Here is a 21,197-nt window from a genome sequence, read left to right on the forward strand (position 1 = left end):
GCGGGGCCGCCCGCCTCACGCCTCGGCTTCTACCCAGTCGCGCTTGAGCGGCCGGATCGCCAGCAGTACCAGCACCGCTGCGACAAGGTACAGGCCGACACAGATGATTGCCGCATAGCGCAACGAATGGACGCCATATCCGGCCCTTAACAGGTCCGAAATCGCGCCCATCAGCCACGGCCCGATGCCCAGGCCAAGCAGGTTGTTGATCAGGAGGAACGCTCCGGAAGTCCCGGCCCGCATCCGCGACGGGGCAAGATGCTGGCTCGCGGTCACCAGCGGCCCAAGCCACAGCGTGTTCAACGCATTGGCGAAAATCAGGAAGCACCAGGCGAGGACCGGTGACGGCGTAAGCATCCCCACGACGAATAGTGGCGCGGTCAGCACCCATGCGAAGGCGGGAACGCGGGCATACCAGGCGCGATCGCTTGCGGCGAGCCTGTCCGACACCACGCCGCCCAGAAAGATGCCGGTGGTCCCCCCGATCAGCAATAGCGAGGCCATGAACTGGCCGACCTTCACCAGCTCGCCCGGCTGGGTCCATCCGAACTGCACCGCGATGATCTTCGGCACCCATAGCGCCAGGCCATAGCCCGCCATGGAACTGCAGCCCGCACCGATCGCGAGCAACCAGTAAGCGGGTTTCCGCGCAAGAATGCCGAGCACCGCCAGCATCGGCTCCCGCTCGCCCGCCGACGCTTGCGCAGGCTTGTCGCGAACGATCCACAGAAATACCGGCGCAACCAGAATCCCTGCGATCCCGACGGTCAGGAACGCCGCCTGCCAGTTGACGTTCGCCGCGATATACGCGCCCAGCAGCACGCCCGACCCAAGCCCGATCGGAATGCCTAGCGAATAGATGGCGATCGCGCGGGCGCGTTCGCGCACCGGGAAATAATCCGCGATCAGCGCATAGGAAGGCGCGACGCCGCCCGCCTCCCCCACCCCGACACCGAGTCGGTAGAGGAACAGCGACCAAAAGCCCCACGCAGTGCCGCATAATGCGGTAAACCCGCTCCATACCACCAGCGACCCGGCGATTACCCGGCTTTTCCCCACCTTGTCGGCAAGCAGCGCCAGCGGAACGCCGAGCACCGAATAGAGAATGGCGAAGGCGGTGCCGCCGATGACGCCGAACTGGCTGTCGCTCAACCCCAGATTTTCCTGAATGGGTACGGCGAGAATGCCAAGAATCTGGCGGTCGAGAAAATTGAACGTGTAAACGACAAGCAGCATCGCAAGCACGACCCATCGGTTGCGATACGCGACGTCCGGCACGGTGTTCATGCCCCGACCCTCCCCTGCGAGAGAAAATGCCCTGCGCTCCCGGCCGGGTCATTTTCGTATATGTGGTATGCCGCTTTGCGGCTTAGCACGGCCCGGCCCGGATCAGAACTTGAAATCATCTCCAAATGGACGATTTGTACGTTAAGCAGAAGAAATGCTGATTATGTTACTGAACTACCCGAGCGCACCGGCAAATTGAGACCCAAGCCAATGACGAATCATTTTATATCAACTAACCATGCGGAAGATGTGGCAGGATCGGTGCGTCAAGCAATTCGCATGAATCAGTTTTTGAATGAAGATAGTCAAGCATGGAAGTGGGCGATCTTGGCGTTACATTCAGCGCTTCAAGGAGCTTGTGTCTGCCATCTTACTCGTACTGCGGAATGCTTAGGCGCAACCACTAAGCAAAATACGAAAGATTGGCTAAAATATTTCGAGGAGCGCCGCAGGGATATAGCTGCACAACCGCCTAAAATACATATCATGCCTCTCCCGGACCTTCTTAAAGCTGTAAGAAAATGCAATTCGGCTGGTGATGGCCGCAACGATAGCAGCATCAACATCACCGAAGGCGACTTTAATTTGCTGCGTCACCTTCATGATGACATCCGAAATCAATTCACACATTTTGAGCCCATGAACTGGGCGATCGAAACATCGGGGATTTCGGAAATCGGAAAGCTGATTTCACGCATCATTACAGATATCTTCAACGCTGGTTGGGGCTTCCGCCATCAGAATGAAGAGTGGCGACAAGAATTTCAGTTGACACTGAAAATCTTGGCCGGTCTCGCGTGGCCTGTGTAGCGCGCCCTACTCCACCTGACCGCCCAGCTTGTCGCGCAGACCGGCGAGCGCGCCGAACGGCCCTGCCTCTTCTTCGCGAAGCACGCCCGCTTCGCGAAGCACCGCGTCGGCCGAATCGCTGCGCGGAAAGGGATCGAGCGCGAGCGCCATTGTCTCGGCCACCGCTTCCCCCATGTCGATCGCACCGCCGGTATAGAAGATTGTGTCGCAGTCCTCCTGCTCCAGCTCGATTTCCTCTTCATCCGGAAGCCTTGCGGGAACGAAGCGGACGGTGAAATCCTCCGCGACCTCGGCCGGAACGGGATCGCCGGTCGCGATGCACGCCTGTTCCACCGCCGCCCCAACATGTCCGGTCGCGATCACGATGTCGCCTTCGCGATCCAGGCGATAGCGCGCCTCCAGCCGGTCGAGCGCCAACAGGCCGAACCGCTGCTTCAGCGCGTCACGCTCGCCCGGTTCGGCGGTGATATGAAACTCCCCCCGCTTGCCGCCGATCTGATCGAGCCGGTGGGGACGACTGAATTCGGCGTCGGTCATTCGGGCAATTCTCCTTTTTCCAGCGACGCAAGGTCGGTCGCGCCAAGCGCGTCGTGCAACCGGCAAAGCGCCTCAGCGACATGCGACAGCGCTTCCGGTGCAGGCGCTTCGCCGCGGTACAGGTTGCGCACCAGCGCGGGGGCAAGATCGCCCGCGGCAAGCCCCGCGCGATACGCGCCCAGCCTGCCGCCCAGCATCCCCATCATCCTGCCGACATGCTTTCCGACCACGATGTCGCCAATGCCGATCTGACGAAGCTGCCCGTCCATATCGTCGATAAACCGTTCGGTCACCGCCACGTTCAGCTGCGATGCCCCGGCCCTTTCTTCCAGCGTCAGCAGCACCATGCTCAAAATGGCCGCGATCATGTCGAACCGGCCGTCGACCGTGTCGGCGACCGCGCCGTCGATATACCAGTGCGGACGGCGGCCGCGCGCGACGACCGCATCGTACAGCGCGGCCCCCGCTTTGTCCTTGCCGGTGCTGAAAAGCCTGTCGATCAACCCCATCCATGCCCCATTCGCGTATGCGGCCCCTTGTGAGACCGGGCCGCGCCGCATATTGAGGGTCACGGCGCATGATGCAATGCGCCGCTGGCCGTTAGCGGGGGCGCTGGAGAATTTGTCGATGTCGCGTTTGTTGAAATCCCTGGCCCTGGGCGGGGCGCTCGCCGGTGCGGCGCTTACTGGCGGTTGCGCCAAGGTGGCGGCTCATCACGGCTATGTGTTCGATCCCGACCTGGTGAACGCGGTGCAGCCGGGCGTCGACGATCGCGATTCGGTCGCCACGATGCTGGGCAAGCCGACGCTTCAGGGGGAATTCAATTCGCCCGAATGGTATTATTGGGGGCGCAACACCCGCAGCCTTGCCTATACCCGGCCCAATCCGGTCGAACAAACGGTGGTGCGGATCAGGTTCGACAAGAACGGCACGGTGTCCGCCGTCGACAAGATGGGGATGGAGCAGGTCGCGACGATCAACCCGACCGACGACAAGACGCCGACGCTGGGACGCAAGCGCGGCTTCTTCCAGGACCTGTTCGGCAATATCGGCACGGTTACGCCGGGCGGCATGGGCGGCAGCGCACCGCAACAATAACCCTTTCATTTCGCTGTACATAGCATTCCCGCCCGGTTCAGCGGGGCAATGCCATTCTCTCCAGCATAGTTCGGTGACGGCCTGCCACGGGCCGCCATCCAGGGATCAAGGAGAGAATGTTCATGCGAAATCTGATGATCGCCGGGTTGATGGCGACGATCGCATTGCCGCTTGGCGCCGCACCGGCGGTGGCCCAGTCGCACCATGGCGCGCATCAGCGGCATTCGGGACAGCATCATGCCAGCCGCAGCCATCACGGTAGCAGGGGGCATGCCACGCGCACCAACCGCCACCAGCGCCGGGCCAGCCACCAGCACCATCGGCGCGAAGCCCAGCGCGCACAGCGGCGCGCGCGCCATCAGACCGCAGCGCGCCGGTATCGCGATGCGCAGCGCGAGCGCGCGGCGCGCCACAGCCGCCAACGCTGGAGCAACAATGCCTGGCGCGACTATCGGCGCAGCCACCGTTCGCTATATCGCGCCGGCCGCTGGAACGCGCCCTTCAGCTATCATCGTTTTCGGCCGGGCATCCGGCTGCGGCGCAGCTATTTCGCCAGCAGATACTGGATCGGCGATCCGGGCTATTATCGCCTGCCCATCACCGGACGCTATCAGCACTGGGTGCGCCATTATGACGATGTGTTGCTGATCGATATTCGCACCGGAATGGTGCTTCGGGTCTATCGTGACTTTTTCTGGTGATTCGCAAGGCCCGGCGCTTCGGCCGCACCGGCGATAGCATGCCGGCGCGGCCGGGTGCGTGGTTACACCAGTCCCGAAAGGGGTAAGGACCGCCTGCGCAAACGCGTCAGCGTGCAAATGGCTCCCCCCGCCGCAGCAATCCTTTAATATCGCTTAACCCATGCCGAACGGAATCGGCTTTCAGGTAAATCTTGCCTTTACCCCCAAATTTGTGATGCTGTTACATCCGTTTCGGGGGGAATGGCAGAATGGACGGGGCAAGCATCATCGCGGCGGTCGATGCCGTTGCGCGTGAAACCACGCTGTTCGCCAGTGTCGGCTTCATTCTGGGCGGTCTCGACGACCTTGCCGTCGATGCGATCTATCTGACCCGCTGCCGGGCCATTCTTCGATCCGAATCGCACCGTATTGCCTCGCTGGGCGAGCTTGCGCCTGCGCCCACTCCGCCGCTTGCGATCTTCATCGCCGCATGGGACGAAGCGAATGTCATCGGGCAGATGCTACGCCACGCCCTCGAACGCATCGACTATCCCGATTATCAGATTCACGTCGGCACCTATCCCAACGACCGCGCGACGATCGCTGCCGTGGCGCAGGTTGCGGAATGCGATTCGCGCGTTCGGCTGGTGGTGGGACCGACCGAAGGACCGACGACCAAGGCCGATTGCCTGAACGCCGTCTGGCGCGCGATGCTGCGCGACGAGGCGAACGGCCGCCCGCTTCCCACCGCCGTGATCGTCCATGATGCCGAAGATGTCGTCCATCGCGACGAACTGCGCGTTCAGGCGGCATTGATCCGCGACCACGATCTGGTGCAATTGCCCGTCGTGCCGCTGATGGATTCGGGTTCGCGGCTGGTCGCGGGCCATTATGGCGACGAATTTGCTGAAGCGCATGGCAAGATGCTTCCCGTGCGCCATGCCATCGGCGCCGCACTTCCGCTCGCCGGAGTGGGCTGCGGCGTTCGCACCGAGATGCTGCGCCGACTCGCCGATGAACGCGGCGACGGTCCATTCGACGGATCAAGCCTGACCGAAGATTATGAAATGGGGCTGACCATATCGCGTTTGGGGGGACGGGCGGTTTTTGCGCGAATAACCGAATATCCCGGCGGCCCTGCGATCGCGGTGCGCGCTTTCTTTCCCGCCCGGCTCGATTCGGCGGTACGGCAAAAGGCGCGCTGGATGGTGGGAATTGCGCTTGCCGGCTGGGACCGGATCGGCTGGGGCGGGCGCGGCGAAATCGCCGACCACTGGATGCGGATGCGCGACCGGCGTGCACTGGTCGCCGTTCTGGTGCTGATGGCCGGTTATATCGGTGTGGTATCGACCGGCATCGCCATATTGGCGCATTATGCCACCGGCATCGCGGCACCGCCGGTTTCCGATGCGCTTCACTGGTTATTGACCGGGACATTCGCGCTGCTTTCCTGGCGGCTGGCGATGCGGGCATGGTTTACCGGGCGGCTGTACGGGTGGCGCGAAGCGGCATGGTCGCTGCCACGCGCGATGGTCGGCAATTTCGTTTCGCTGCTCGCCGCGCGCCGGGCGGTGACCCGCTATATCGCGATGCTCTTCGGCAGCCCGCCGGTATGGGACAAGACCGATCACCGCTTTCCCGACATAGAGGCAGAGTCGGCCCGGCAATGACGTCCGGCACAGGCAAGGGACGTCCGCTCCGCTTTGCCGGCAGCATCATCGCCGGCTGGACCATGGTGCGCGTCGGATTTTTGTGGTTCAGCACCGGTTCGCTGACCCAGGCGCTCGATCAGGCTGTGCCCTTGGCGCACCTGCCGCGAATGCAAACCGCCGGGGACAGCCCCGGCCCAATCACTGCCCATGCCGCCATCGGCGGCGTGCGATCGGCTGTTGCACCGCCCGCCGCCGAATGGCCTCGCGAAAAACCTTCTTCAAACCCGCGCACTGCGATTGTCGATCAGCGTATATCGGCGCGGCGCGAACGGCTTGCTCTCGCCGGGCTGGTGACCTTCGGCGAAGCCCGCGCACGGTGCGATGCCCCCTCCCCCCGGCTGAACGCGCTCGCACCGCTGCGTCCCGCCTCGAAACGCTGGCAGGCGAGCGGCTGGATCTTCTACCGTCCGGGCGGCGGCGACGCCTTCGCCGCCAATCTTCCCAGCTTGGGCGGCAGCCAGGCGGGGTTTCGCGCCGCCTATACGCTGGATACCGAACACCGACTGAGCGCAAGCCTGCGCGTCGCCGCCCCGCTCGCCATGGACGGGGCGGAGTTGATGGCTGGCATCGCCTGGCAACCGTTCGACGCGCCGGTCACGGTACTTGCCGAAGAACGCTTCGGACTCGATCATCAGGGAAGCGCCCCTTCGCTCACGCTGGTCGGTGGTCAGGGGCCGGAACCGGTCGCGCCGGGCGTGGACATGGAAAGCTATGGCGAAATCGGCGCAATCGCGCGCGACCGGATCGATTATTTCGCGGGTGCCTCGCTGCGTCTCAGCCACAAAATCGCGCGGGTTGCGGGCCAGTCGATCCGGATAGGCACCGGCGCCTGGGGTGGTATTCAGCGCGGCGCGAAGCGCCTCGACATCGGCCCGTCGCTGAGCAGCGATGTCGCGCTTGCCGGCGGAAATGCCCGGCTGTCGATCGAATGGCGTCAGCGTGTGGCGGGGAACGCCGCACCGGGTTCGGGGCTTGCGCTTACGCTGGGAACCGATTTCTGAACAAAAGGCAATAAGCCAGCTTTTGTCCGGCACGCGAAGCGACTATCGCTTGGCGTCCATGGATTTGTACCTGCCCGTCGCCAACATCTCGGTGAATGCACTGGTCGTCATCCTGCTTGGCGGCGGGGTGGGCTTCCTGTCGGGCATGTTCGGCGTCGGCGGCGGATTCCTGATAACGCCGCTGCTGATCGTTTACGGTATATCGCCCACGGTCGCCGCCGCATCCGCTGCATCTCAGGTCACGGGCGCAAGCATTTCGGGCGTATCCGCCCATTTCCGGCGCAACGGCGTGGATGTGAAGATGGGCGGTGTGATGGTGACCGGCGGCATCTTCGGATCGCTCGCCGGGGCGGGATTGTTCAGCCTGCTCCAGACAACGGGGCAGATCGATACCGTGATCGCGGTGCTGTACGTCGTCCTGCTCGGGTCGATCGGATCGTTGATGGCCACCGAATCGATCCGCAGCATACGCGCCAGCCGGTCGGGCAGCGTTTCGCGCGCGCGAAAGCGGCGCCACCACCCGCTCGTCGCGTCGCTGCCGCTGCGTACGCGCTTTTATGCCTCGGGCCTGTATATTTCGCCGCTCGCGCCGCTGCTATTGGGCTTCGGGGTGGGCATCCTGACTACGCTTCTGGGCATCGGCGGCGGATTCATCCTGATCCCGGCCATGCTCTATTTGCTGGGGATGCAGACGCGGGTGGTGGTCGGAACCTCGCTGTTCCAGACGCTGTTCGTCACCGCCAGCGCGACGATGACGCACGCGCTGACCACGAAAGCGGTCGATATCGTGCTCGCCGCGCTGCTGCTGCTCGGATCGGTGACGGGCGCGCAGATCGGCGTCCGTTTCGCGCAAAGGGTGAAACCCGAATATCTGCGCTTCGCGCTGGCCGCGCTGGTGCTGCTGGTGGCGTTCCGCATGGCGCTGGGCCTTGGCTGGCGGCCTGACGAAATCTACTCGGTTGAACCATTGTGAGGCGCGCGCTCAGCCTCCTGCTGCTCGCACCGCTGCTGCTGGGCGCGTCGAAGCCGACGCTGGTTCCCGACGTCTCGCAGCGCGACATCGACATCATCTACAGCTTTACCGGGGCCGAACTGCTGCTGTTCGGCGCAATCCTGTATCCCGGCGGGGAAGTTCCGCGCCAAGGCAGCGATGCCGCCGATATCGTGATCGTGGTGAAGGGTCCAACCCAGTCGGTTCAGGTGCGCGAAAAGCAGAAGGTGGCGGGCATATGGGTCAATGCCGAACGCATGCGCTATCGCTCCGCGCCGTCTTTCTATGCCGTGGCCTCTTCCCGGCCGCTCGACAGCATCGTCGACGGGCGCACCCGCGCAATCTATGAAATGGGTCTCGACCGGCTGCAACTCTCGCCCGCATCGGGAACATCGGCGGAAACGCAACAGCGTTTCGCCGCCGGGCTGGTCGATCTCAGACGCAGGCACGGGCTGTATTTCGAAGCGCCGCACGCGGTGGAGATTACCGATGGCGTTCTGTACCGGGCGCGCATCACTATTCCGGCACGTGTGCCGGTGGGCCGGTTCACCGCCGAAACCTTTCTGGTGCGCGACGGCCGTGTTCTTGCTGCCGCCACGCGCGAAATCACGATCCGCAAATCGGGTTTCGAACGCTTCGTCGCGCGCGCGGCAAACCACGCCTCCTTCCTGTACGGTCTGTGCGCGGTCGCGCTGTCGGTACTTCTCGGCTGGGGTGCGGGTGCGCTGTGGCGTCGATTTTAGCCGCCTCTGATCTGCGTTAAAAACCATATATTTACTCGCACCCGCCATCATGCCTGCCGACGAATGAGGACAGACATGGCGGATTTCAGCGCAAACCACGGTTTTGACCGGGCGATTACGACCGAAGGCGGCGGCGGTGCATCCCCCATGCGCCAGGAAACGGTCGAACCGATCGGGATCGTCGTCGATATATCCGGGGCAAGCAGCCTCGCCATTCTCGATGCCGATCGCGTTGCCGCGCTGGCCGGCCATCCGGACCCGGTGGTCGCCGGCGCGGCAAGCGTCGGCGCGCAGGTGAAGCTGCGCATGGGATCGACCTGGCTGATCGCGAGCATCCGCACGCTGAAGCTGGTCGGAGACGATGGTTCGCGGATCGCCGCGCAACTCGATTTCCTGGGCGAAGGGAGCGAGGAACAGCTTACCGGAAAGCTCTACCAGTTTCGCCGCGGCGTCACCCGCTATCCCACGCCGGGTTGCGAAGTCTTTCCGGTATCGACTGCCGACCTCAACCAGATCTATGCCGCCGACGAACGCGCGCATGTCGAAATCGGTACTATCCATCCCACCCGCGACATTCGCGCCGCGGTGTATGTCGATGCGCTGCTCGGCAAGCATTTCGCGCTGCTGGGATCGACCGGCACGGGCAAATCGACCGCCGCCGCGCTGATCCTCCACCGCATTTGCGAACTGGCACCACACGGCCATATTCTGATGGTCGATCCGCACGGAGAATATTCCGCAGCGTTCGAAGGCACCGGCGCGCTGTACGATGTTTCGAACCTGCAAATGCCATATTGGCTGATGAATTTCGAGGAACATTGCGAAGTGTTCCTGACCAGCAGCGGATCGGCACGGCAGGTCGATTCCGATATTCTGGCGCGCTGCCTGTTGATGGCAAAGTCGAAGAACCGGCTGGCGCAGGATGTGCCCAAGCTGACCGTCGATGCGCCGATCCCCTATCTGCTGTCCGATCTCACCAACATCCTTGCGACCGAAATGGGCAAGATGGACAAGGCGACCGACACCGCGCCCTATCTTCGCATCAAGAGCAAGGTAGAGGAGATCAAGGCCGATCCGCGCTATGCCTTCATGTTTTCGGGCATGCTGGTCGCCGATACGATGGCGGGATTTGTTTCCCGGCTTTTCCGCCTGCCAGGCGATCATAAGCCGATTTCGATCATCGACGTATCGGGCGTGCCATCGGAAATCACCTCGGTGGTGGTCGCGGTGCTCAGCCGGATGGTATTCGATTTCGCCATCTGGTCGCGCGCCGAAGCGCAGCATCCGATCCTGCTGGTTTGCGAGGAAGCGCATCGCTACATCCCCGCCGGGCGCCGGGTCGACGATTCCTCGGTCGGCCGCATCCTGTCGCGCATCGCCAAGGAAGGGCGCAAATATGGCGTGGCGCTGGGACTGATCACGCAGCGGCCATCCGATCTTGCGGAAGGCGTGCTGTCGCAATGCGGCACCATCCTGTCGATGCGGCTCAACAACGACCGCGACCAGGCCTATGTCCGCGGCGCAATGCCGGAGGGCGCGCGCGGCTTCCTTGATGCGCTTCCCGCGCTGCGCAACCGCGAATGCATCATTTGCGGCGAAGGCGTGGCAACGCCGGTGCGCGTTCAGTTCGATACGCTGGAAGAGGGTAAGCGCCCCGCTTCGGATGACCCGGTGTTTTCGCAGCTGTGGCGCAAGTCCGGCGGCGAGGAGGATCTGATTTCGCGCACCATCCGACGCTGGCGAACCCAGGGGCACTGACATCCGGCAGGGATGCGGTGCAGCTACGCGACGCGCCACTGATCGCACGATTCATTATTGCGAGACGAATCGCGCCGTTATTCGCGAGGAAGAAAATCAGTCTTCGGTGGCGGCGATCTGCTGCGGCTTGGCGGCGGCCTGCTCGACCTGCGATGCGCTCGGCAGCGAAAGCAGGCGCGACAGCTTGGCCTTGAACTGACGCAGTTCGCTGCCGCCCAACCGTTCGGTCGAGGCATAGCTGACGCCGCGCGGGTTCACTGCGCGGCCGTCCTTCTGCACCTCATAATGGACGTGCGGGCCGGTCGAGATGCCGGTCGATCCGATGTTCCCGATACGCTGGCCGCGATCGACATGCTGGCCCGCGCGCACCGCGAATTTGCTCATATGCCCGTACAGCGTCACATACCCGCCCGAATGGCGGATCTTTATCATATTGCCGTATCCGCCCGCGCGCCCGGCGAAGATCACCGTTCCTGCGGCGGCGGCGTGCAACGGCGTGCCATAGGGCGCGGCGATATCCAGCCCCTTGTGCATGCGCTTGTAATGCAGCAGCGGGTGCATTCGCATGCCGAAGGTGGAAGTGATGCGACCGTTTACCGGCATGACCATCATGCCCTTGGTTTCGCCCACCCCCTTGCGATCATACCAGGCCGGTTTGCCGCCATCGGTCCAGCGTAGCAGGTCGACGTCGCCGGCTGAATGGTCCAACCCGGCATAGAGCAGATCGCCCAGCTGAACCTCACCGGTTTCGGCGCGCGCGCGCTCAATCACCAGATCGAACCTGTCATCGGCATCGACCCGCGACATCGACAGGCGGCTGGCAATCGCCTTGATATAGGCTTCGACAGCGCGGGCCGGCGCACCGGCAGCGCGGGCCGACCGGTACAGGCTGGAGCCGACCGTGCCGGTGATGCGCAGCGGCGTGTGATCGATGGCGATCGGAATGCGATTGGCGACCAGCCCGTTCGCCGCGCGGTCAAGTTCGACGCGAAGGTCGAACCGGGCCCGGAAGGCAAGCTTTTCGAGCGGGCGCGGCTGCGACTTGTCGGCGCGCCGGCCCAGCGTCAGCGCGACCCGCGTGCCCGGTGCGACGCTTGCGTTATCCAGCGCGCCGTCGATCAGGCTGGCCGCGTTCAGCGCGTCCTGTTTGCCGACGCCCGACCGCTGCAGCATCGTGGCGAAATCGTCGCCATGGCCGACCACCGCCGTTGCCTGAATGATCGGGCGTTCGGGCGTATCGGCCAGCGGACGAACCAGATCGGTCGCGCCCCTATGGTCGCCGGTACTGGCGCCCAGCGCGATCGAAGAAATGGACTGGCTGCGCGCCGCGTCCCATTCGGCCCCGGTCAGCGGGGGCGCGGATTCGGCGAGGATCGGACGCGAAATGCCCGGCGACAGCATGACGGTCAGCGCGCAAAGCCCCGCGCACGTCGCCGCCCCGCGCCACCAGTGGCGCGATCCGATATGCGACCCCAGATCGGGCGCGATTTCGAAATCGGGAAAGCGTTCGCGCAGCCGGTCGCCGATCGTCGGACGAACATGGACGTCAGGCAAGCGGCCGAACGAAACCGCGCCGGTGCCGCTACCATGATCGAATGCGATATCGTTGCGCAGAAACAAGGCGCGCCCCCCGTCGAAGCGACCGTATCCCCGGCCATGGAAAGTTCCTGATGCATCCCATAGACTAAAGTCAAATTAACCGGGCTCGCACGGGGCCTGTCTTGCGGCGAAGTGTGCGCACGCGACGATGAGCCCCTGTTTGGACGAAACTTTTTCGGTGTTTCCATGGCGTTCCGTCGCAAACCGATCGGGTTTCAGTTGCACCACCGGCCGATAATCGCGATCTTGGGCGCGTCATGAGCAATTTCGCGCGCAGCCCTTTGACGGCGGTGCTGGGACCAACCAATACCGGCAAGACGCACCTCGCGGTCGAACGGATGTGCGCGCATTCCAGCGGCATCATGGGATTTCCGCTCCGCCTGCTCGCGCGGGAGGTTTACGACCGGGTAGTGGCGATGAAAGGCCCCGAACAGGTCGGACTCATCACGGGCGAGGAAAAAATCCTGCCGCCCAATGCCCGCTGGCTGTTGTGCACCGCCGAATCGATGCCGCTCGAACGTGAAGCCGCCTTTGTCGCGCTGGACGAGGCGCAGCTTGGCGCCGATCCGGAGCGCGGCCATGTCTTCACCGACCGGCTGTTGCGCGCGCGCGGCCGCGAAGAGACGATGATCCTCGGCTCCGACGCGCTTCGTCCGATGCTGAAAGCGCTGGTGCCCGATGCCGAAATCATCGGTCGGCCGCGTTTTTCCACGCTCAGCTATGCCGGGGCAAAGAAGCTGTCGCGGCTGCCCCGACGGTCGGCGATCGTCGCCTTTTCCGCCGAGGAAGTTTACGCCGTTGCCGAAACGCTGCGCCGGCTTCGCGGCGGCACGGCGGTTGTGATGGGCGCGCTTTCCCCGCGCACCCGCAATGCGCAGGTCCAGATGTTCCAATCGGGCGAGGTCGACTATCTGGTCGCCACCGACGCGATCGGCATGGGGCTGAACCTCGATGTCACCCATGTCGCGTTTGCGGGGTTGCACAAATTCGACGGCAAGCGTCGCCGCCGGCTGACCATCGCGGAAATGGCGCAGATCGCCGGGCGTGCCGGCCGGCATCAGCGCGACGGCACGTTCGGCGCGCTGCACGCCGACGGCCCCGGCGCGTTCACGCCTGAAGAGGTGCTGGCGATCGAGGGGCATCACATGCCGCGCCTCGACCATCTGTTCTGGCGCGACGGCGCCCCCGACCTTTCGGGCCTCGACGCGCTGATCGCCAGTCTGGAGGCGCGCCCCGAACCCGGCGTGCTTCGCGCAGCACCGCAGGCGATCGACCTTGCCGTGCTCAAACGTCTGGCGGAGGAGGACTGGGTTCGCCAGCGGGCACGCAGCGCGGCGGCCGTGAAGCGTCTGTGGGCGGCGTGCGGGCTTCCCGATTTCCGCAAGCTAGGCGTCGATCCGCATTCGCGCTTCGTCGGACGGATTTTCGCGCATCTGACCGAAGGCAACGGGCATATTCCGCACCAATGGTTCGCCGGCGAAATCGCAAAGCTCGACAATGTTCAGGGCGATGTGGAGATGATCGCGGGACGGATCGCCGCCACCCGGAGCTGGGCATATATTGCGCATCGCGACGACTGGCTGGCTGATCCGGTTCACTGGGCCGAACGCACGCGCGAGATCGAGGAGAAGCTGTCCGACGCGCTGCACGACCGGTTGACCCAGCGTTTCGTCGACCGGCGCACTTCGGCACTGCTCCGCCAGATCGGCAGCGGTGCGGCAGACCTGCCGGTGGAGATCGGCGCCGAAGGCGAAGTGCTGGTCGACACGCACCGGCTCGGCACGTTGGCCGGGTTTCGTTTCACCGTCGCGGCGGACGCGCGGGCGGGCGACAAGCGGATGCTGCTTGCCGCGGCTGAGAAACGGCTGGCCGGTGAGCTTGCCCGGCGTGCCGGCGCGCTGGTCGCAGCGAAGGATGCCGCCTTTTCGCTCGATACCGCCGACGGGCCACCGCGATTGTGCTGGGAGGGCGAAGCTTTTGCGCGGCTGGAAGCGGGCCAGGCGCTGGCGCGGCCGCGCGTGGCGCTCGACCGCGCGCTCGACGCGCTGGACGCCGCGACCCGCGAACGCGTGGAGGCGCGCGCGCAGCAATGGGTGGAAAGCGAACTCCGGCGCCACTGCACTGCGCTGACACGGGTGGAGGCTATTGCGCGCGACCCCGCCGCATCGCCCGCCCTACGCGCGGTGGCGGCGGCCCTTGCCGATCATGGTGGACTGACATCGCGCGATCCGATCGCCGATTCGGTCGGCGCGCTGGAAGCCGAAGAGCGTCAGCGGCTGCGCAAATCCGGTTTTGTCATCGGCGTGCTCGACCTGTTCGATCCCCGGCTGATGAAGCCCGCGGCGGCACGCTGGCGCCACACCTTGTTCGGGCTGCGCGGCGATCCCGTACGCTCGCTGCCGCCCGAAGGCGCGACGGTCCTCGCGCGCGGCGTAGAGGGGACGAGCCCTGCAATGGGTTTTCGTACGATCGGCGGACAGGCGGTGCGGATGGATCTGGTCGAACGAATTTCGCGCGGCGCGCACGAGGCGCGCAAGGGCCGGGCACCTTTTGCCCCCGATCCGGCGCTCGCCACCTCGATCGGGCTAAAGCCCGAAACGCTCGACAAGCTGATGGCGCGGCTCGGTTTTCGCAGCGCGCCGCCGCAGGACGGCGAACGCCGCTGGGTCTGGCGCGGACGGCCCGCGCCGCGCCGCGAACGCGCAGCGCGCCCGCATCCGGGCAATGCCTTTGCCGCACTCGCCGATCTTCACCTGAAAAATGGGTGAACCGCCCAGGATGCGGATCGACCGCTTTTTATGGTGGTCGCGAATAGCGAAATCGCGAAGCATCGCCCAGAAAATGGCTGAGGCCGGGACCCTTCGACTCGACGGGCGGCGAATCGACCGGTCGCATGCACAGGTTCGCCCCGGCGCGATCATCGCCTTTGCGCGCGACGGCGCCGTGCGAATCCTGCGCGTCGAAGCGCTACCTACCCGACGCGGCCCGCCCGCCGAAGCCGCGAGGCTTTTTACCGAGTTGAAACCGGGCGATACCAAAGGCGTTGACGCATGATCCGGCGACGCATAGCAGGAGCCGACCTTTTGACTGGAGCTGTACCCCGATGACCTATGTCGTGACCGATGCCTGCATCCGTTGCAAATATATGGATTGCGTCGAGGTCTGTCCGGTCGACTGCTTCTACGAAGGCGAGAATATGCTCGTCATCAACCCCAGCGAATGCATCGATTGCGGCGTTTGCGAACCCGAATGCCCGGCCGAAGCGATCCTGCCCGATACCGAGGGCGGGCTGGAACAATGGCTGGAAGTCAACGCCACCTATTCGGCGCAATGGCCCAATGTCACCACCAATGCCGGCCAGACCCCCGATGATGCCGACGCGCACAAGGGCGAAGACGGCAAGTTCGAGAAATATTTCTCCGCCGAACCGGGTAAAGGCGACTGAATCCACCGGGCCACGGCCTGACGATCATGCACAAACCGCATCGCGAAGGCCCATTGCCGCTTTCGCGAATGCGATTATGTGCGATCAATCGCTAGTAATTTTATTACGGCTGTGTTAAACGGAACGTTGACGGAGACGAATGGGTTCTCCGCCCGGAGACGTTTGATTCTCGCCCCGGTCGCATTGTTTCGGCCCGGCCCTGCCGAGCCGCAGCGATGCGCTGTCCCTTGGGCAATAGTTCACGGAAAGGTTGCACCCCTATGGCTGCAAAGGCGCTGTCCTTCGATGTCGGCGATTACGTTGTTTATCCCAAGCATGGCGTTGGCCGTGTAATCGAGCTGCAAAAACAGGAAATCGCCGGCATGGCGCTCGAACTGTATGTCCTCCGGTTCGAAAAAGAGCGCATGACCTTGCGCGTGCCCACCAACAAGGCCGAAAGCGTGGGAATGCGCAAACTCTCCAGCGACAAGACGCTCAAGGAAGCGCTCGACACGCTGAAGGGCAAACCCAAGGTGAAGCGGACCATGTGGTCGCGCCGCGCGCAGGAATATGAAGCGAAGATCAATTCGGGCGATCTGGTGTCGATCGCGGAAGTCGTGCGCGACCTGTTCCGCGCCGACGACCAGCCCGAACAAAGCTATTCGGAACGGCAGATTTTCGAAGCTGCTGCATCGCGGCTCGCCCGCGAACTGGCCGCGATGGAAGAAGTCGACGAGCCGACCGCGCTGGAAAAGATTCTCGACATCCTGCGTGAGGCCGCGCCGAAATATAACAAGGAAAAGGACGCAGCCGCCGCCTGACAGGTGCTGCATCCAGCCAGAAGGGGTGGTCCGGTGACGGGCCGCCCTTTTTATTTGCGCCTTCCGAAACGCTGTATTATGTCAGCGACACACTTTGGAAGGAAAGATCATGCGTTTCCTGCTTGTGCTTGCCCTCGCTCCGATCGCCGCCTGCAACAGCGCCGCCGACACGCCGAACAACCTTCACACCGCCAGCGACAATGTGCAGCGAAGCTGGAATCTTTCCGGCTTTGAAGGCGTGGAAACGCGCGGATCGACCGATATCAGCATCAGCACTGGCAAGGACTTCTCGATTCGCGGCACGGGGTCGGCGGAAGCGCTCGACCGGCTGCAACTCAGCATCGAAAATAAGGACCTGCGGGTCGATATGAAGAAACGCGACTGGCCGACAAGGTCGGGCGACAATGCCCATCTCTTCATCACCATGCCGCGCATAGCCAGGGCAAGCACCCGCGGATCGGGCGACATCGATATCGATCGGGCCGAGGGCGATTTCGACGGTGCGATCGCCGGATCGGGCGATATGCATATCGGTGCGCTGTCAGGCGGCAATGTCAGCCTTTCCATCACAGGGTCGGGCGATATCGATGCATCGGGCAACGCCGACATGCTGACCATAGCGATTGCGGGATCGGGCGATGTCAGCGGACGCGCGCTGAAAGCTGCGCGCGCAAATGTGTCGATCGCCGGATCGGGCGATGCGACTGCCACGGTCACCGGCCCGGCGCAGGTTGCGCTCCACGGATCGGGCGATGTCGATCTGGGCAGTTCAGCGCGTTGCACGATCAGCAAGGCCGGTTCCGGCGACGTGCATTGCGGCTGATCATGCTTGCCTAAAGCCATTCGATGTGATGCGATGCTGCTTACATGACCCGCTTATTCGCGCTTGCTCTGACCGCCTGCCTGCTCCCCTTGTCCGCCCATGCCGAGGATCGGCGCGTGATGTTGACCGGGTTCGACACGATCCGCATCGATGGCCCGTTCCGCGTCGCGGCCACCACCGGCAAGCCGTCCGGCGCGACGATCAGCGGGGACAGCCGCGCGATCGACATGGTCGACGTCCATGTCGAAGGCCGGGTGCTGATCGTCGCTGAAAGCAGCAATGACTGGGGCGGCTGGCCCGGCGCGCGGCACGAACGCGCGACGATCACCGTCACCAGCCACGATATCCGCGAAGCCGCAGTGCGCGGCGGCGGTTCGCTGACCCTCGACCGCGCCGAGGGAATGGACGTGCAGCTTGGCGTGATCGGTTCGGGCGCGATCGACGTCGCCGATGTTCAGGCGGATTCGATCAACGGCGTCGTCGCCGGGTCGGGCCTGCTGAAACTGAGCGGCAAGGCAGCGAATGCCCGCTTCGCCAACAGCGGATCGGGTCGGATAGACGCCACCGCGCTGACCGTACAGGATTTGTACGCAACGTCGGATGGAACCGGGGCGAGCAGCTTCACCGCTGAGCGGTCGGCGGACGTCACCGCGCTAGGCGTCGGCGATGTGCGGATCGAGGGCGACCCGGCGTGCAAGATACACGGCCCCGGTCCCGTCGTCTGCGGTGAAAAACGTCCTTAGGACCGCCACGCTCAAACCGCGTTCGCGGTCGGGCCTTGTCTTAGGCCGCGAGCGGGAAGCGCAACAGCCTTCGTTCGGTCGCAACCAGCGCCTCTGCCCCCTTGCCTACCGCGCGGACGATTTCGGGATGCGCTGCGTCCAGCCCGCCGGTCAGCGCGCCGAATGCGGGCAGGATCAGCTTTGCCGACGTGGCGACGAAGCAGCGCCGTGCGACGCGTCGTCCGCGGAGCGTCAGCCGCAATTTGGGATGATAATGCCCCGACAGTTCCGGCGCGACTTCCCCGGCCCGCGCTTCATGCCGCAGGATCAGGCCGTCCACCCGCGCCTCTTCGACGACGCGCCCGCCGCAATGGTCGATCATCCCGGCATCGTGATTGCCGGTAATCCACGTCCATTCGGTCGCTTCGGCGAGCCGCCGCAGCAGCGCCTGCGCATCGTCCGACAGCCGGGCGCATCCTTCCGGGTCATGGAAGCTGTCGCCCAGGCACCACACTTCGCGCGCGCCCAGCGTCTCAATTGCCGCTTCGAGCAGGCGAAGCGTATCGATCGAATCATAGGGCGGCAGCATTTGCCCTTTGTGGGCGAACCAGCTCGCCTTTTCGAAATGCAGGTCGGCGACCAGTAGCGCGCGCCGCGCGGGCCAGAACAGCGCGCCGTCGGGACGGGTCAGAAAATCATGGCCTGCGAACGAAAGGGGAACCATGGCGCTTCCTATCGCCCGAACGCGCGCTGCGGTCAATCGCGCGCCATAGCCTCGGCGGCAAGTATCTCGGCCTCCTCCAGCAATGCATCGTCCGCGCTTCCCTGCGCCACGCTTTCGCGCCCGATCAACACCAGGATCGGCACCGCCAACGGGCTGACGCGCGAAAGGTCGACATGCACCATGGTATCGCCCGCCCGGTCGAGCAGATCGGCCAACCGTCCGACATCGGTCATCCGCGCACGCGCATCCTCCCACGCCGCGCGCAGCAACAAATGGTCGGGTTCGTATTTGCGCAGCACGTCATAGATCAGATCAGTCGAAAAGGTGACCTGCTTGCCGCTCTTTCGCTTACCCGGATGCTGACGCTCGACCAGCCCGCCGATTACCGCGACTTCGCGAAAGGCGCGTTTCAGCAGCGCCGAACCCTGCACCCATTCGACGAATTCATGTTCGAGGATGTCGGGCGAAAACAACGATGCGGGGTCGGTCACCGGCTCCAGCCCGTAACAGGCAAGCGCATAATCGTTCGCGACGAACCCAAGCGGTTTCAGCCCCTGCGCCTCCATCCGCCGGGTGATCAACATCCCTAGCGCCTGATGCGCATTCCATCCTTCAAAGCTGTAGGCGACCATATAATGCCGCCCTTCGCGGGGGAACGTTTCGACCAGAAGCTGGTCGGGGCCGGGCAGGACCGAGCGATAGTCCTGAACCTCCAGCCATTCGCGAACATCGGCGGGAAAGCGCCGCCACTGGTTCGGATCGTGCAGAAAGGTGCGCACGCGGCGCGCCAGGTTGGTCGAAAGCGGCATCCGCGCGCCGACATAGGTCGGGATTCGCGCCGGGCGACTGGTCGCGCGAACGACCAGATCGGTAACGTCCATCCGCTCGACCTCAAGGCTCATCCCCGCGAAGAAAAACGTGTCGCCGGGGGTGAGCGACGCGGCGAAATATTCCTCCACCGTGCCGAGCTTGCGTCCGTTCTTGAATCGCACATTCAGCGTCGGCGCATCTACGATGATGCCTGCATTGAGCCGGTGTTGGGTGACGAAGCGCGGATGGCTGACGCGCCACAGCCCGTCGACGTCTTTGGTCAGCCGTTTGAACCGGTCATAGGCGCGCAGCGAATAGCCGCCATCGGCAATGAAGTTGAGGACGCGCTCAAATGTCTCGGCTTCCAATGCCGAATAGGGCAGCGCCGATCGCACTTCATCGAGCATTTCGTCCTTAGCAAAGGGTTCGGCGCACGCGCACGCCATGATATGCTGCGCCAGCACATCCAGCCCGCCCGCGCGGAAGATATCGGGATCGAGTTCACCCGCCTCCACCGCGTCGAGCGCGGCGCGCGCTTCAAGATATTCGAACCGGTTGCCGGGGACGAGCACTGCCTCTGACGGTTCGTCGAGCCGGTGGTTGGCGCGCCCGATCCGCTGCAACAGGCGCGATGAACCTTTGGGCGCGCCCATCTGAATCACGCAATCGACATTGCCCCAATCGACACCAAGGTCGAGGCTGGCGGTCGCGACCAGCGCGCGCAGCCGGCCGTCGGCCATCGCGCCTTCGACCTTGCGCCGCGCCTCGCGCGCCAGACTGCCGTGATGCACACCGATGGGAAGCTTCAATTCATTGACCTTCCACAGGTCCTGGAAGATCAGTTCGGCAAGGCTGCGCGTATTGCAGAAGACGATGGTGGTCTGGTGCGTCTCTATCTCCGCCATGACCTGCGCCGCAGCATAGCGCCCCGAATGGCCCGACCATGGCACGCGGCCTTCGGGCAGCAGGATGGCGATATCGGGATCGGCCCCCGCTTCGCCCATCACCGCCGCGACGCTGTCGATATCGCCATGCGGGGCAAGCCAGGCACGATAGCCGTCCGGATCGGCCACCGTCGCCGACAGCGCCACGCGACGCATGGCGGGGGCAAGCCGTTGCAGCCGGGCAAGCGCGAGCGAGAGCAGGTCCCCGCGCTTCTGCGTGGCAAAGGCGTGAACCTCATCAATCACCACGGTTTTCAGCCCGGCGAACAATTGCCCGCTGTCGGGATAGCTGAGCAGCAGGCTGAGCGATTCGGGCGTGGTGAGCAGGATGTGCGGTGGGCGGGTGCGCTGGCGCGCCTTGCGATCGGACGGAGTGTCGCCGCTACGCGTTTCGACCCGTAGCGAAAGCCCCATCTCCTCGATCGGGGCGAGCAGGTTTCGCTGCACATCGACGGCCAGCGCCTTTAGCGGCGACACGTACAGCGTTTGCAGGCCATCGGTGGGATGTTCGATCAGGTCGGCAAGGCTTGGCAGGAACCCGGCCAGCGTCTTTCCCGCCCCGGTCGGCGCGACGAGCAGCGCGTGGCGACCTTCGCGCGCAGCCGTCAGCATCTCGCGCTGGTGCCGCCGGAGCTGCCAGCCGCGCGCTTCGAACCAGCGGCGAAGCGGTTCGGGCAAGGCGTCCTGCGTTTTCGTTACATCCACGGTCCGGG

General features: G+C 64.2%; 20 protein-coding genes. 14 read left to right on the forward strand and 6 right to left on the reverse strand.

Annotated features, from left to right (window positions below; genetic code table 11):
* Positions 1–15: 15 nt before the first annotated feature.
* Positions 16–1,287: a spinster family MFS transporter gene (locus tag KY084_RS07075; RefSeq protein ID WP_219237757.1), complete on the reverse strand. Its 1,272-nt coding sequence runs from the start codon at positions 1,285–1,287 to the stop codon at positions 16–18.
* A 210-nt stretch (positions 1,288–1,497) separates the two neighbouring features.
* Here KY084_RS07075 and KY084_RS07080 point away from each other — a divergent pair, with 210 nt between their 5' ends.
* Positions 1,498–2,097, forward strand: coding sequence for a hypothetical protein (locus KY084_RS07080; RefSeq protein ID WP_219237758.1), 600 nt, complete (start codon positions 1,498–1,500; stop codon positions 2,095–2,097).
* Positions 2,098–2,103: 6 nt separating this feature from the next.
* On the opposite strand, the gene KY084_RS07085 is transcribed toward KY084_RS07080, so the two are convergent.
* Both KY084_RS07085 and KY084_RS07090 read right to left on the reverse strand, forming a co-directional pair.
* Positions 2,104–2,634, reverse strand: coding sequence for a YceD family protein (locus tag KY084_RS07085; protein ID WP_219237759.1), 531 nt, complete (start codon positions 2,632–2,634; stop codon positions 2,104–2,106).
* Positions 2,631–3,143 (reverse strand): ubiquinol-cytochrome C chaperone family protein, encoded by a 513-nt coding sequence (locus KY084_RS07090; RefSeq protein WP_219237760.1) that lies wholly within the window; start codon positions 3,141–3,143, stop codon positions 2,631–2,633. The genes KY084_RS07085 and KY084_RS07090 overlap by 4 nt, the downstream gene beginning before the upstream one ends.
* A 130-nt stretch (positions 3,144–3,273) precedes the next feature.
* Here KY084_RS07090 and KY084_RS07095 point away from each other — a divergent pair, with 130 nt between their 5' ends.
* From KY084_RS07095 to KY084_RS07125, 7 genes are all read left to right on the forward strand, one after another.
* Complete coding sequence (locus tag KY084_RS07095; protein WP_246586965.1) at positions 3,274–3,732, forward strand: outer membrane protein assembly factor BamE; 459 nt, start codon at positions 3,274–3,276, stop codon at positions 3,730–3,732.
* Positions 3,733–3,854: 122 nt separating this feature from the next.
* Positions 3,855–4,433, forward strand: coding sequence for an RcnB family protein (locus KY084_RS07100; RefSeq protein ID WP_219237762.1), 579 nt, complete (start codon positions 3,855–3,857; stop codon positions 4,431–4,433).
* A 248-nt stretch (positions 4,434–4,681) separates the two neighbouring features.
* A complete protein-coding gene (locus tag KY084_RS07105; protein WP_219237763.1) occupies positions 4,682–6,082 on the forward strand; it encodes a glycosyl transferase family protein in 1,401 nt (466 codons plus the stop codon).
* The gene (locus tag KY084_RS07110; protein WP_219237764.1) at positions 6,079–7,125 is read left to right on the forward strand and encodes a hypothetical protein; all 1,047 of its coding nucleotides are present in this window, start codon (positions 6,079–6,081) and stop codon (positions 7,123–7,125) included. Before KY084_RS07105 ends, KY084_RS07110 begins: the two co-directional genes overlap by 4 nt.
* 58 nt (positions 7,126–7,183) lie before the next feature.
* Entirely contained in the window at positions 7,184–8,098 is a 915-nt protein-coding gene (locus tag KY084_RS07115; protein WP_219237765.1) for a sulfite exporter TauE/SafE family protein, read from the forward strand.
* Positions 8,095–8,859, forward strand: a complete 765-nt coding sequence (locus KY084_RS07120) for a TIGR02186 family protein (RefSeq protein ID WP_219237766.1) — start codon at positions 8,095–8,097, stop codon at positions 8,857–8,859. The genes KY084_RS07115 and KY084_RS07120 overlap by 4 nt, the downstream gene beginning before the upstream one ends.
* A gap of 75 nt (positions 8,860–8,934) precedes the next feature.
* Positions 8,935–10,617 carry an ATP-binding protein gene (locus tag KY084_RS07125; protein WP_425516722.1) on the forward strand — a complete coding sequence of 561 codons (1,683 nt, stop codon included), beginning with the start codon at positions 8,935–8,937 and terminating at the stop codon, positions 10,615–10,617.
* A 96-nt stretch (positions 10,618–10,713) separates the two neighbouring features.
* Here the strand turns inward: KY084_RS07125 and KY084_RS07130 are convergent, their stop codons facing one another.
* Entirely contained in the window at positions 10,714–12,237 is a 1,524-nt protein-coding gene (locus KY084_RS07130; RefSeq protein ID WP_219237767.1) for a M23 family metallopeptidase, read from the reverse strand.
* 236 nt (positions 12,238–12,473) lie between these two features.
* On the opposite strand from KY084_RS07130, the gene KY084_RS07135 reads away from it, so the two are divergent.
* The 6 genes from KY084_RS07135 to KY084_RS07160 all read left to right on the forward strand — a co-directional run bounded on the left by KY084_RS07135 (position 12,474) and on the right by KY084_RS07160 (position 18,027).
* Positions 12,474–14,984: a helicase-related protein gene (locus KY084_RS07135; protein WP_219237768.1), complete on the forward strand. Its 2,511-nt coding sequence runs from the start codon at positions 12,474–12,476 to the stop codon at positions 14,982–14,984.
* A gap of 10 nt (positions 14,985–14,994) precedes the next feature.
* Complete coding sequence (locus KY084_RS07140) at positions 14,995–15,270, forward strand: S4 domain-containing protein (RefSeq protein ID WP_219237769.1); 276 nt, start codon at positions 14,995–14,997, stop codon at positions 15,268–15,270.
* A gap of 49 nt (positions 15,271–15,319) precedes the next feature.
* Complete coding sequence (fdxA, locus tag KY084_RS07145; RefSeq protein WP_219237770.1) at positions 15,320–15,661, forward strand: ferredoxin FdxA; 342 nt, start codon at positions 15,320–15,322, stop codon at positions 15,659–15,661.
* Between the two features lie 260 nt (positions 15,662–15,921).
* On the forward strand, positions 15,922–16,461 hold the full coding sequence (locus KY084_RS07150) for a CarD family transcriptional regulator (protein ID WP_219237771.1): 540 nt from the start codon (positions 15,922–15,924) through the stop codon (positions 16,459–16,461).
* 109 nt (positions 16,462–16,570) lie between these two features.
* Positions 16,571–17,284, forward strand: a complete 714-nt coding sequence (locus tag KY084_RS07155) for a head GIN domain-containing protein (protein ID WP_219237772.1) — start codon at positions 16,571–16,573, stop codon at positions 17,282–17,284.
* A 44-nt stretch (positions 17,285–17,328) separates the two neighbouring features.
* Entirely contained in the window at positions 17,329–18,027 is a 699-nt protein-coding gene (locus KY084_RS07160) for a head GIN domain-containing protein (RefSeq protein ID WP_219237773.1), read from the forward strand.
* Positions 18,028–18,067: 40 nt separating this feature from the next.
* On the opposite strand, the gene pdeM is transcribed toward KY084_RS07160, so the two are convergent.
* Together pdeM and KY084_RS07170 are read right to left on the reverse strand one after the other, a co-directional pair.
* Positions 18,068–18,730: a ligase-associated DNA damage response endonuclease PdeM gene (gene pdeM / locus KY084_RS07165; protein WP_219237774.1), complete on the reverse strand. Its 663-nt coding sequence runs from the start codon at positions 18,728–18,730 to the stop codon at positions 18,068–18,070.
* Positions 18,731–18,762: 32 nt separating this feature from the next.
* Positions 18,763–21,189, reverse strand: coding sequence for a ligase-associated DNA damage response DEXH box helicase (locus tag KY084_RS07170; protein WP_219237775.1), 2,427 nt, complete (start codon positions 21,187–21,189; stop codon positions 18,763–18,765).
* Positions 21,190–21,197 lie beyond the last annotated feature (8 nt).

The sequence above is a fragment of the Stakelama flava genome (assembly GCF_019351405.1).
GTDB lineage: Bacteria > Pseudomonadota > Alphaproteobacteria > Sphingomonadales > Sphingomonadaceae > Sphingomonas > Sphingomonas flava_A.